12 protein-coding genes are annotated in these 12,843 nt (G+C 46.3%); 11 read left to right on the top strand and 1 reads right to left on the bottom strand.

Features of this window, described 5'->3' with window-relative positions; genetic code table 11:
• The first annotated feature begins 1 nt into the window (after position 1).
• The 4 genes from KNQ12_RS04690 (at position 2) to KNQ12_RS04675 (ending at position 5,949) form a co-directional block, all read left to right on the top strand.
• Positions 2–1,363, top strand: coding sequence for a replication initiation and membrane attachment family protein (locus KNQ12_RS04690; protein WP_023469021.1), 1,362 nt, complete (start codon positions 2–4; stop codon positions 1,361–1,363).
• Between the two features lie 12 nt (positions 1,364–1,375).
• Positions 1,376–2,293: a primosomal protein DnaI gene (gene dnaI / locus KNQ12_RS04685; protein ID WP_023469020.1), complete on the top strand. Its 918-nt coding sequence runs from the start codon at positions 1,376–1,378 to the stop codon at positions 2,291–2,293.
• A 311-nt stretch (positions 2,294–2,604) separates the two neighbouring features.
• The gene (gene thrS, locus KNQ12_RS04680) at positions 2,605–4,545 is read left to right on the top strand and encodes a threonine--tRNA ligase (protein ID WP_035396562.1); all 1,941 of its coding nucleotides are present in this window, start codon (positions 2,605–2,607) and stop codon (positions 4,543–4,545) included.
• A gap of 192 nt (positions 4,546–4,737) precedes the next feature.
• Entirely contained in the window at positions 4,738–5,949 is a 1,212-nt protein-coding gene (locus KNQ12_RS04675; protein WP_214775406.1) for a glycoside hydrolase family protein, read from the top strand.
• 47 nt (positions 5,950–5,996) lie between these two features.
• Here KNQ12_RS04675 and KNQ12_RS04670 read toward each other — a convergent pair whose 3' ends face one another.
• Entirely contained in the window at positions 5,997–7,466 is a 1,470-nt protein-coding gene (locus KNQ12_RS04670) for a catalase (RefSeq protein WP_214746569.1), read from the bottom strand.
• Positions 7,467–7,900: 434 nt separating this feature from the next.
• On the opposite strand from KNQ12_RS04670, the gene infC reads away from it, so the two are divergent.
• The 7 genes from infC to pheS all read left to right on the top strand — a co-directional run bounded on the left by infC (position 7,901) and on the right by pheS (position 12,837).
• Entirely contained in the window at positions 7,901–8,431 is a 531-nt protein-coding gene (gene infC / locus KNQ12_RS04665; protein WP_029342318.1) for a translation initiation factor IF-3, read from the top strand.
• Positions 8,432–8,458: 27 nt separating this feature from the next.
• On the top strand, positions 8,459–8,653 hold the full coding sequence (gene rpmI / locus KNQ12_RS04660; protein WP_023469015.1) for a 50S ribosomal protein L35: 195 nt from the start codon (positions 8,459–8,461) through the stop codon (positions 8,651–8,653).
• A 37-nt stretch (positions 8,654–8,690) separates the two neighbouring features.
• Entirely contained in the window at positions 8,691–9,050 is a 360-nt protein-coding gene (gene rplT, locus KNQ12_RS04655) for a 50S ribosomal protein L20 (RefSeq protein WP_012371057.1), read from the top strand.
• Positions 9,051–9,168: 118 nt separating this feature from the next.
• Entirely contained in the window at positions 9,169–9,651 is a 483-nt protein-coding gene (locus KNQ12_RS04650) for a dUTP diphosphatase (RefSeq protein ID WP_023469014.1), read from the top strand.
• A gap of 12 nt (positions 9,652–9,663) precedes the next feature.
• Positions 9,664–10,746: a M42 family metallopeptidase gene (locus KNQ12_RS04645; protein ID WP_023469013.1), complete on the top strand. Its 1,083-nt coding sequence runs from the start codon at positions 9,664–9,666 to the stop codon at positions 10,744–10,746.
• Positions 10,721–11,506, top strand: coding sequence for a TrmH family RNA methyltransferase (locus KNQ12_RS04640; protein WP_369792088.1), 786 nt, complete (start codon positions 10,721–10,723; stop codon positions 11,504–11,506). The genes KNQ12_RS04645 and KNQ12_RS04640 overlap by 26 nt, the downstream gene beginning before the upstream one ends.
• Before the next feature lie 308 nt (positions 11,507–11,814).
• Positions 11,815–12,837: a phenylalanine--tRNA ligase subunit alpha gene (gene pheS, locus KNQ12_RS04635; protein ID WP_214746565.1), complete on the top strand. Its 1,023-nt coding sequence runs from the start codon at positions 11,815–11,817 to the stop codon at positions 12,835–12,837.
• Positions 12,838–12,843: the final 6 nt, after the last annotated feature.

The raw sequence follows: 12,843 nt of genomic DNA, 5'->3' as shown, positions 1-12,843 counted from the left end.
GATGGTAGAACGTGAACTTTCCGGTACCGATCTTTGCTTAGTGATGAGCAATGGTGTCGTCGACCGTGAAGCCTATCAATCTTTATATTATTTGTACCAGCCGATCATTGGTGTCAAAGCACTTGGACTCTATCAAACGTTTTGGAGCGAGATGATTCCGGGAAAAACAAAATCCCAATACATCTCCCATGCGGAACTCGGAACGCTACTCGGTTTTTCCGTCGACGAGTTCAAGGAAGAGTTATTCAAGCTAGAAGGCATCGGTTTGATCCGGACGTTCGAAGCGCGCCAAGCCGCGTATCGCTACATCTATCAAATCCGGGTGCCGCTTGCGCCGAACACTTTCTTGAATGACGGGGTGTTATCGAGTCTGCTATTCTACCGCGTCGGTGAAATTCGTTTCCGCTCCCTCCAGCATCGTTTCCGGACGGAACCGCTTCCGAAGAATATCGTTGATCGGACGGTCCGATTTGATCAAGTGTTCGATGTGAAAGCTGGTCTTGCTTCTGCGCATCAGCCGAAGGCCTATGCCAAACAGGAACGAGCAGTATATGAATTCGATTATTCGTTTGATTTAGAAGAGATGAAACGTCAAACCGATCGCTTTTTACCACGGACCTTTTACTCAAAGGCGATCGATCATCTGCTCGTGAAGCTTGCTTACGTCACGCAGTCGAATGAAGCATTGATGGCGGAGCTGTTGAATGCCCGTTTCCGTCACGAAGCATACTTGCCGATGACCGATGCTGAGAAACAAGAACGTTGCAAACAGATGATGTTGTCAGCGAAACAAAAACTCAGCCGAGAGAAAAAAGCGAAGGTCGCCTCACTCGACACGATCGAGGTCGGAGACGTCGAAGCGACGGAGACGATGGAAAGCACCCATCCGAAGCATTATGTCGCGAAGTTGCGGAAGGTCAAAGCGCTGTCAGAGCGAGATGAAGAGTTGATCCAACAATTGATCATCGATTATGAGATGTCGTCTGGGATCGTCAATGCCGCCTACTACTATGCGCTCGTCGTCAAAAAAGACAATCGCTTCAGTAAGAACTTCCTCTTATCGATCGTCGATGATTGGAAACAGAAGGGGTACGTGACAGCATCCGAGGCACTGGCGAAGACGCAGGAGCAAGATGACTTGATCGCGAAGAAGCAGGAGCAAAAACAAGAACGCGCGCGTCAGACCGTTGGTGGACGTCGGGGACGGACAAGCAATACGAACGGCGGTCCGAATCCGAAATGGTTGCAAGAAGAGAAGGCGAAACAGCAACAGTATGAAGCCTCTAAAAAAGCGAGTTTCGAAGCGGATGTTCCAGACGATGAAGAGATGGAACGAATCTTACGAGAACTGAAGGGGAACTAAAGGAGTCGGGACATGGAACATATCCAATCATCTATCGAAAAAATATTAAGTCGACCGGACGTCGCAGAATCGGTTCGAGCGATTCAACAACGGGTGTTGTCTCATCCGGGGGTCGTCATGTTCTTACGGACCCATCCGGAAATCGATCAACGAATGATCGAGCGGGGCATGCTCAAGCTGAATGAATACGCGGAACAGATGGACGGGAATCGACTGATTGAAAGTAAGGCCGTCATTGAAGGTTATCAGCCGATCCTGCATGTCGAAAAAGGACAGATTGTCGTTTCGTATGAGAAGTCACAAGCGCTCAAAGATCGAGAGGATGAACGTGCACTTGAGAAAAAATTCAAGAGCCTATTCCTTCCGGACGAAGTCCGCGATGCGAACTTCAGTGATTTCGACTTGTCGACTACGGACCGGAAGCTTGCCTTGCGCGCGGCTTCGCAGTTCCTCAATCATCTGCGCTCAAAAGAGCATGTAAAGGGATTGTATCTGCACGGTAGCTTTGGTGTCGGGAAAACGTATCTCTTGGCTGCGATCGGGAATGCACTGAAGAAAGAACGGATTGCAACGATTCTCGTCCATGCTCCTGGTTTCGTCGCTGAAGCGAAACGACGAATCCGGTCGGACTCGTTCGATACGTTCCTCGAAGGATTCCAAACGATTCCAGTCTTGCTGATTGACGATATCGGTGCAGAATCGATCAGTCCGTGGGTACGGGATGAATTGTTCGGGATCATTTTGCAATACCGCATGATGCATCGTCTGCCGACATTATTCAGCTCGAACTTATCGTATGACGAACTCGAGCTTCATTTCGGGATTACGAACGATCAAGGTGATAAGTTAAAGGCCGCACGACTAATGGAACGGATCCGGACGACGACACAACCGATCGAGTTCCTCGGTGAAAATCGACGTCGCTACTAATTTTCCTTGTCAAGGAAGCGACCGATTCGTTATACTAATGACACGTCAATAGACGATGCAACGATTGAGGATAAGAAGTATGAAATGAACCAAACTAGCGAGAGAAGAATGGTGGAAGCTTCTCATGGCATCATTCATGTCTTTACTCCCTCATAGCACGAACGGGGCTAATCCGTTTGCGCCTCACGCCCGTTAACGCGTGTTCGAGCCGAACCAGTACATGGTCCGGGAACGAGGGTGGTACCACGAGATTAAGACTCGTCCCTTTTTAGGGATGAGTCTTTTTTATTTTGTTAAAGGGGGAAACAGTCATGTCAAACATCGCACTTACATTTCCAGACGGCGCCGTAAAAGAATTCGCAGCCGGCACGACAGCTGAAGAGGTTGCGGCTTCAATCAGCCCAGGACTTCGTAAAAAAGCATTTGCTGCCAAACTAAACGGGCACGCCATCGATTACCGTCGTCCAATCGAAGAGGACGGCACAATCGAATTGATCATGCCGGATTCAGAAGAAGGGCTCGATTTGATTCGTCACTCTTCAGCTCACTTGATGGCACAAGCCATCAAACGTCTGTATCCGGATGAAACGATTCATCTTGGAATCGGACCGACGATCGAGAATGGTTTCTACTATGACATCGATATGGAACGTCGTCTGACAGAAGAAGACTTACCAGAAATCGAGAAAATGATGAATAAAATCGCCGGTGAGAACTTGCCGATCGAACGGGAAGTCGTCTCGCGTGACGAAGCACTCGCGATTTATAAAGAACTCAATGATCCGTTGAAAGTCGAATTGATCGAATCGATTCCTGCTGATCAGGATTTGACGATTTACCGTCAAGGCGAATTCTTCGATCTCTGCCGTGGACCACACGTTCCAGCAACAGCGAAGTTACAAGTCTTCAAATTGATGAGCATTGCTGGTGCTTACTGGCGGGGCGATTCAAAAAATAAAATGCTTCAACGGATTTACGGTACAGCATGGGCAACAAAAGACCAGTTGAAACAACATCTCCACTTCCTTGCTGAAGCGAAAGAGCGGGATCACCGTAAACTCGGGAAGGAACTTGGATTGTTCTTCACTTCTCAAGAAGTCGGTCAAGGACTTCCGATGTGGCTACCAAAAGGAGCAGCGATCCGTCGGACAGTCGAGCGTTATATCGTCGACAAAGAACTCGAACTTGGATATGAGCACGTCTATACACCGGTCCTCGGTTCAGTCGATCTATACAAGACATCGGGTCACTGGGATCACTATCAAGATGACATGTTCCCGAAAATGGAGATGGACAATGAAGAACTCGTTCTTCGTCCGATGAACTGTCCACACCACATGATGGTCTACAAAAACGAACCACGTTCGTACCGTGACTTACCGCTTCGTGTCGCGGAGCTTGGTGGCATGCACCGGTATGAGATGTCTGGTGCATTAACTGGACTCCAACGCGTTCGTTACATGGTCCTAAACGATGGCCATACGTTCGTCCGTCCTGACCAAATGAAAGATGAGTTCAAAGCCATCGTTCACCTCATTCAAGAAGTCTATGCTGACTTCGGAATCACGGATTACAAATTCCGTCTTTCGTACCGTGACCCAGCGGATAAAGAGAAGTACTTCGATAACGATGCAATTTGGGAAATGGCGCAACGTGAGTTAAAAGAAACAATGGATGAGCTCGAACTGGAATACTTCGAAGCAGAAGGCGAAGCTGCCTTCTACGGACCGAAGCTTGACGTTCAAGTTCGGACAGCACTTGGTAAAGATGAGACGCTTTCGACAGTCCAACTCGACTTCCTCTTACCAGAGCGATTCGAATTGACGTACAAAGGAAATGACGGACAAGATCACCGTCCGGTCGTCTTACACCGAGGTGTCGTTTCGACGATGGAACGATTCGTTGCATACTTGATCGAAGAATACAAAGGCGCGTTCCCAACATGGCTTGCACCGGTTCAGGTGAAATTGATTCCGGTTTCTAAAGTGCATGAAGACTATGCTCGTGAAATCAAAGCGATCTTGCTGAAAAAAGGAATTCGTGTCGAAACAGATTTCCGTGACGAAAAACTCGGATACCGGATTCGTGAAGCACAAGTCAACAAAGTACCAGTCATGCTCGTTTTAGGTGATAAAGAAGTCGAATCACGCGAAGTCAACATTCGTCGCTACGGCTCAAAAGACTCAAGCAATGCATCACTTGAACAATTCGTATCCGATTTAGAAACAGAAATCGCAAACCGTTCAAAATAATGGCGTATTACCGATTGTTCCGTTTTACGGGATGATCGGTTTTTTTGTATATCCTTTAAAACAAATGAAGTAGATCCGATAAACAAGAGAGTTAGTTTTGAAAAAAGAAGATGGAAATATTTATTTTTATTTGGGAAAGTATTAGAATGTAATGGGAAATGGATAAATTTGTTTTATGAGTAGAAAGGACGTATGACATTGAAACGAACACTGACAGTAACGCTTGCTGCTTCCCTCTTGTTCATGGGAACTTCAGCTGAACAGCCAAAAGCAGCGACAACTAAAAAGACGTATTATATTGATCCTGCAACAAAGCCTATTGATCCCTTGATTCGAAAATACACGACGTATAATGCGAAAACCCGGAATCATTATACGATGCGTTCTTATTTAGAAAGACTTGAAAAAGAAGGGGGAGGCACGCTTGTTCTAAAAAAAGGAACGTATCTATCTCCACTGCGTGTCGGAATCCCATCGAACACGACGGTCATTTTAGAAGACGGAGTCATCATCAAAAAGACATCTGAAACGGGGACGTCGAAAATCAGTGCGACGACGAGTGTCTTTGATTTAGTAGCACCGTCTGTGTTACGTCTGAATAAAAAAATGTCGAAATACAACGGTACGAAAAACGCACGGATCATCGGAAAAGGAAACGCACAAATCGACTTAAACGGCTTTTCGCGAGGATCTGCCTTTGCGATTGCACACAACCAAAATTTATATATCGGTGGCATTACAGTGCGTAATCAAAAAGGATCACATGCGATGGAGTTAGACGCGACGAAAAACGCGACGATTGAAAATATGAAGTTCGTAGATGCGACAATGATAGCGAATACAGGACCAAACGAATCGATTAACTTAGATACACCCGATCCAATCACGAAAGGTTTTCCGTGGAAGTGGTCTGCTCAAGATGGTACACCGAATTCGGATATCACGATTCGAAACAACGTCTTTTCTAACATCAACGTTGCTATTGGCACACATCAATATACAGAGAATCGTTTACACACGAATATCCGGATTGAAAATAACTTGATCGATAAGACGAAGGACTATGCCATTTCGATGATGAACTGGAAAAATCCGACCGTTATCAACAATACGATTCGGAATGTACACCGGGCAGATGGAAAAGCGATGACGATTTTAGGACGAGGTATCATCGGTGGGACGATTCGCTATAATACATTCGAAAACGCCGATCGTGCGATTCAAATGCAACCGTTCCAGAGCGATGGATATGCACCAATTTATAACTCGTTTACGGAAACAGAAAAACAGTACATGCAACAAAATACTGCCAAAGATGTTCAATTAAATAGAATCGTCTTATTTACGAAACTAAACGAATATACGTATGCAACAGCTGAACGATATGACTTTGTTCCGTACTAAACCAAGCAAAAGCACCCAAGACTAGCGTCGAGGGTGCTTTTTTTACGTTATGAACGCATTTGTTGCAAGAACGGTTCGATATCGACTTGAAGCGCTTCTGATAGTTTCTGACCGAGTGAAGCATCAGCACGGTAGAAGTTACAGATTGCGAGCAAGACCGTATTCTCATGGCGAACTTGCTCGAGATCATTGACGAGGTTCTTCAGAAGAGCGGCTTGCTCTTCCTCTGTCAGACGACGGTATACTTCGCCGGCTTGACCGAAGTTGTTCGTCTTCTCGATTTCGAGACGGCCGTGTTTATCATCAAGTAGCGGTTGGTTTTCTTCCGTATACTCTGGTGTTTCTTTTGGTTCTTCTTGATAACGGTTTGGTTCGTAGTTTACCGGACTCGTTTGCTGACCGACTGGCATTGCACCATCACGCTGGTAGTTGTTCACTTGTGCGAACGGACAGTTGATCGGAAGTTGTTGGTAGTTCGTTCCGATACGGTAGCGTTGTGTGTCCGAGTAAGAGAACAGACGACCTTGTAACAACTTATCTTCAGATGGCAACATCCCTGGAATCAAGACACCTGGGTTGAATCCGACAGATTCCGTTTCAGCGAAGTAGTTATCGACGTTTTTGTTTAATGTCATCGTACCGACGTGTTGGAATGGAATGACATCTTCAAACCAGTCTTTTGTCGCGTCGAGCGGATCGAAATCGAACTGATCGACGTCAGCCGGATCGAGTACCTGTACGAACAGATCCCATTCCGGATAATCTCCGTCTTCAATCGCTTGGAACGTATCGTTTGAAGCGTGGTTAAAGTCTTTTCCTTGAATCTCTGTCGCTTCTTCTGCTGAGAGATTATGAATACCAGCTTTCGGTATCCAGCGTAGTTTAACGTAAACCGTATTGCCATGAGCGTTTACCCATTTGAATGAATGAACGGAAGAACCACGCATTTTACGGTAACTTGCAGGAATCCCTTCATCCGTAAAGAGATGCATGAGCATGTTCGTCGATTCCGGACGAAGTGTCATGAAGTCCCAGTAACGGTCAGGATCTTGAATGTTCGTGCGTGGATCTGGTTTAAGTGAATGGACCATATCAGGGAACTTCATAGCGTCACGAATGAAGAAGACAGGAAGGTTGTTCCCGACGAAATCCCAGTTTCCTTCTTCTGTATAGAACTTGACAGAGAATCCACGTGGATCGCGGAGTGTCTCTGGAGAATGCGTGCCGTGAATAACAGTCGAGAAACGGGCGAAGACAGGAACTTCTGTCCCTTCTTCTTGTAAAAACGCAGCTTTCGTGTACTTTTTCATTGAGTTTTTGACAGTGAATACACCGTGAGCACCGAATCCACGAGCGTGTACGACACGCTCAGGTACACGTTCCCGGTCGAAATGGGCCATCTTTTCAATTAATTGATAGTCTTCTAATAACGTTGGTCCGCGACGTCCAGCCGTACGTGAATTCTGGTTGTCTCCGATTGGTACACCTTGATTGGTCGTTAATCGTTTTTCAGTCATCTGTTATTCTCCCCCTTATGTAAGATTAAATTGATTATAAAACAATAATCATTCTAAATAAACAATTTTGCTTGCGAATGTTCTGAATCTTTTTTTCCATGTTAAGAGTGTACCCGTGAAAAACAGGTTAGAAACTTCTTGCTTATCCGTCAAAGGATTGCTATTATAATCAAGTATGTGAGCAACGTTCTGTAAGAACATAGAAAGCGGCTTGACATCACGGGAAAACAAGTGCTATGATAGCAAAGTGAAATGACAACAAAGCAGAAGCATCCCGCTTCTCACCATGTATGACGACTCGTACTGGTTCATCATGAAGATACGCAATGTGTAGCGACTGCTATGCTTTGACGTTCCTTATGAGTGTGGGCGGGAAGAACTGCCGACGCTTTTTTTATAGCGTTTTCTATCATTCATTTTTCGTGCAATGCACGATGGAGGTGCTAACCATTAGCAAAGATCTGTTAATCAATGAAAGCATCCGTGCCCGGGAAGTTCGTCTTATCGGAGCGGATGGTGCTCAACTAGGTGTCCAATCACGCAACGAAGCGCTACGTCTCGCAGAGGAAGCGGAACTTGACCTCGTCATGGTCGCTCCACAAGCGACGCCGCCAGTTTGTAAGATCATGGACTACGGTAAATACCGTTTCGAGATGCAAAAGAAGGACAAAGAAACTCGGAAGAATCAGAAAGTGATTCAGATGAAAGAAGTTCGTCTTAGCCCGACGATCGAGGAGAACGACTTCCAAACGAAATTCCGTAATGCGAAGAAATTCTTGGAGAATGGTAACAAAGTGAAAGCGAGCATTCGTTTCCGCGGTCGTGCCATCACTCACTCGGAAATCGGTAAACGCGTTCTCGAACGCCTCGCAACGGATTTAAGTGAGTTCGGTGTTGTGGAACAGAGACCGAAGATGGAAGGACGCAGCATGTTCCTCGTGCTTGCTCCTAAGAAAGAAGACTAATCGAATCGAAGTAGGAGGGAATCTCTCATGCCTAAAATGAAATCGCACCGCGGTGCTTCTAAACGTTTCAAACGTACTGCTTCTGGCAAATTGAAACGTGGTCGTGCTTACACAAGCCACTTGTTCGGTAACAAATCAACAAAAGCGAAACGTAAATTACGTAAAGCTAGCATGGTATCTACGGGTGACTTCAAACGCATCCGTCACATGATCGCGAAGTAATTTATCCAATCGTATACAGATTTAGGAGGGAATTTATATGCCACGCGTAAAAGGCGGATATACGACTCGTCAACGTCGTAAAAAACAACTCAAATTAGCTAAGGGCTACTACGGCTCGAAACATACACTCTTCAAGGTTGCGAAACAGCAAGTCATGAAATCTCTCATGTACGCTTACCGTGACCGTCGTCAAAAGAAACGTGACTTCCGTCGCCTCTGGATCACTCGGATCAATGCGGCAGCACGTATCAACGGTCTTTCTTACAGCCGCATGATGCATGGTCTTAAATTAGCAGGTATCGACGTTAACCGTAAGATGCTCGCTGACCTCGCAGTTACAGATGCAACTGCATTTGCTTCACTTGCTGACACAGCAAAAGCAAAATTGAACGCTTAAGTTCTACAATTCGTCGGGGAATTTAATTCTCCGACGTTTTTTTCGATTTAATGATAAAATAAGAAGGCACGTCGATGAGACGGTCATATGATTTTTTTAGATAGAAGGAGAATTAAAGATGGATTGGTTGACACTTTTTGAGATGCAAGAACAGTTGGATAAACGGATTCAGTCAGAACATCAATTGACAGGCAATCAATTCGACGAGCGTCTGCTCGCCTTATTGGTCGAACTCGGTGAACTTGCGAACGAGACACGTTGCTTTAAGTTCTGGTCGAAGAAGGGACCATCCGCTCAAGTCACAATTCTTGAGGAATACGTCGATGGCGTCCATTTTCTACTCTCACTAGGTTTAGCACTTGATTACAAGAAAAGTCATTTTACAGAAGGTGACTTCTATTTGACAGCAACAGATGCTTTTTTAGACGTCTATAACAAAACGAACGTCTTTGCGATTTCGCGGACGGAACAAAGTTATGATGTTCTAATTGGTGCATACCTTGCATTAGGTGCTACACTAGGCTTTACACAGGATATGATTTTCAAGGCTTACATTTCTAAAAATGAAGCAAACCATGTGCGACAAGACAACGGTTACTAAGGAGGAAATCAGATGAACGAACAATTACATATGCTAAAACGTCTCACGGACGCAACAGGTGTACCGGGAAACGAAAAAGAAGTCCGGAACCTCATGCGTGAATATTTAGAACCTCATGCAGAAGCATTCCACCAGGATGGTCTCGGTAGCCTCTTTGCTGAACATAAAGGCGCAGGCGAAGATGCGCCACGTGTATTGATTGCGGGTCACATGGATGAAGTCGGATTCATGGTCACGAAGATTGATGAAAAAGGATTCCTTCGTTTCCAACCACTCGGCGGTTGGTGGGGTCAGGTCCTCTTGGCACAGCGTATGAATATTGTGACGTCATCTGGTGAAGTCATTCCAGGTGTAATTGGTGCAAAACCACCTCATGTTTTACCACCGGAAGCGCGCAATAAGCCGGTCGACATTAAAGACATGTTCATCGATATCGGTGCTTCATCAAAAGAAGAAGTCGACGGTTGGGGAATTCGTCCGGGTGATACGGTCGTTCCACATTGCGAATTTACTGTGATGAAAAATGAGAACTTCTTGATGGCAAAAGCGTGGGACAACCGGATTGGTTGTGCCATCGCAATCGAAGCAATCAAACGCTTAAAAGCAGACGGACATCCGAACACGATTTTCGCAGGAGCGACTGTTCAGGAAGAAGTCGGATTACGTGGGGCTCAAACCGTCGCACACCTGCTCAAACCATCAATCGCCTTTGCTGTCGATACAGGTATCCCGGGTGACACGCCAGGAATGACCGATCGTGAAGCATTGTCGAAATTAGGTGAAGGCGTTCAAGTCATCATGTTCGATGCAACGATGATCGCACATCGTGGATTGATCGATTTCGTGACGAAAGTCGCAACAGAAGAAAATATCAAGTATCAACTGGACTTAACACCAGGTGGCGGAACGGATGCAGCGAAGTTCCACTTATCGAATACAGGTGTTCCATCACTTGCATTGACTGTACCGATTCGTTACCTGCACACGAATGTCTCAATCATGCATAAAGCCGATTTCGAAGCAGCCGTCGATTTAGTCGTTGCTGTGACAAAACGTCTGGATGCGGAGACTGTCCAAGCGATCTACGAGGGGTAATAAAACAATGAAGCACATCGCATCAGCAAAGAACGAAATCGTTAAACAATGGAAAAAACTCTTAACGAAAAAAGGACGTCTGCAGACGAACCGTTTCTTGATTGAAGGAGAACACTTGATTGAAGAAGCTGTTCGCGCTGGAATCGTCAAGGAATTGATCGTGCGTGAATCGTATCAAGTACCCGGTTCTTGGAAACGAAATGCCGATGTCTTTACGATTGATGATGCCGTCATCAAAGTACTGGCTGAGACGGAAACGTCGCAAGGCATCTTCGCTGTCTGTGAGATGAAACAAGCTTCGGCACAATTAGAGCGAGGACGCTATTTGTTGCTCGATCGTCTGCAAGATCCAGGGAACGTTGGGACGATGATTCGGACAGCTGACGCAGCTGGATTCGATGGGGTCGTCGTCGGACCGGGAACAGTTGACGTCTATAACGGAAAAGTCATCCGTGCGACGCAAGGATCGCTGTTCCACCTACCGGTCATCTCCATGCCACTCGAAGAGGCAGTCAATGCCCTGCACGAACAAGGAATTGCGGTAATCGGCACGGCGTTAGAAGGAGCGACGTCTTATCAAACGATCGCACCGATGGATGCACTCGGTTTAATCATCGGAAACGAAGCACAAGGCGTTGCGCCAGAATTGCTCTCTTACTGTGATGAGCGTGCTTACATCCCGATTCGTGGTAAAGCGGAGTCATTGAATGCGGCAGTAGCGGCTGGCATTTTGCTCTATCATTTTGCAAGCGTGGATTGAAACCGGTAAGCGTTCATGCTAAAGTGAACATCAGGAATACATCATGGACGTTGATGGAACAGAGTACGTTAGGGAACGATTCAATCAGGGAGAAGCGGTCGTAGACTGAAAACTGCTTCATGAATCTGCTAACCGAATTCACTCCGGAGTCGCACGAGAGATCGTGACGGGATGCGCCCGTTATCGCGCAATTGGAGGACTTTTCGATTGAAAAGTCAAACAAGGGTGGTACCACGGTGTTTACATCGTCCCTTCGGCATTTGTCGGAGGGACGTTTTTTTATATCTTCAACTAAAGGAGTGGGAAAGATGCGCGAGCAATTAGAAGCATTACGCGATGAAGCGTTGACATTAGTCGATCAGGCAACAACACAAAAAGATCTCAATGACGTCCGAGTCAAGTATCTCGGGAAAAAGGGACCAATCACAGAAGTATTACGAGGAATGGGAAAGTTATCAGCGGAAGAACGACCAGTTGTCGGTGAGATCGCAAATACGGTTCGTCAAGCGATCCAGGAGCAATTGGAACAACGTCTGACAGCTGTCAAACAACAAGAAATGGATGCGAAACTGGCAGCGGAAGCAATTGACGTCACGTTACCAGGACGTCCGAAAAAGGTCGGTCATGCGCACCTCTTGCAACAGGTGACGGATGAGATCGAAGACATCTTCGTCGGACTCGGTTATACGATTGCGGAAGGTCCAGAAGTCGAGCAAGATCTGTTCAACTTCGAGATGTTGAATTTACCGAAGGATCACCCGGCACGTGATATGCAAGACTCGTTCTACATCACGGAAGAAATTTTGATGCGAACGCATACGTCACCGGTCCAAGCACGGACGATGATCGCTTCTAAAGGTGAACCGATCCGCATTCTCTGCCCAGGTAAAGTCTATCGTCGAGACGAAGATGATGCGACGCATTCGCACCAATTCATGCAAGTCGAAGGACTCGTCGTCGGAGAATCGATTTCGATGGCAGACTTAAAAGGAACGCTTGAAGCCTTCGCGAAGCAGATGTTCGGTGAAGCACGTGAAGTCCGCTTACGCCCAAGTTTCTTCCCGTTCACGGAGCCGTCCGTCGAAGTCGACGTCTCGTGCTTCAAATGTGGCGGTAAAGGATGCAACATCTGTAAACAGACGGGATGGATTGAAATTCTGGGCGCTGGAATGGTTCATCCTCACGTGCTCGAAATGGCCGAATATGATAGCACGAAAATGTCAGGTTTCGCATTCGGGATGGGTATCGAACGGATTGCCATGTTGAAATACGGTGTCGATGATATTCGCCACTTCTATACGAATGACGTTCGCTTCAGCGAACAGTTTTAAGGGGGA

Origin of the sequence: Exiguobacterium sp. s11, from assembly GCF_018619015.1 — a bacterium.
GTDB lineage: Bacteria > Bacillota > Bacilli > Exiguobacteriales > Exiguobacteriaceae > Exiguobacterium_A > Exiguobacterium_A indicum.
This window is presented reverse-complemented; position numbering and strand designations above follow the sequence as displayed.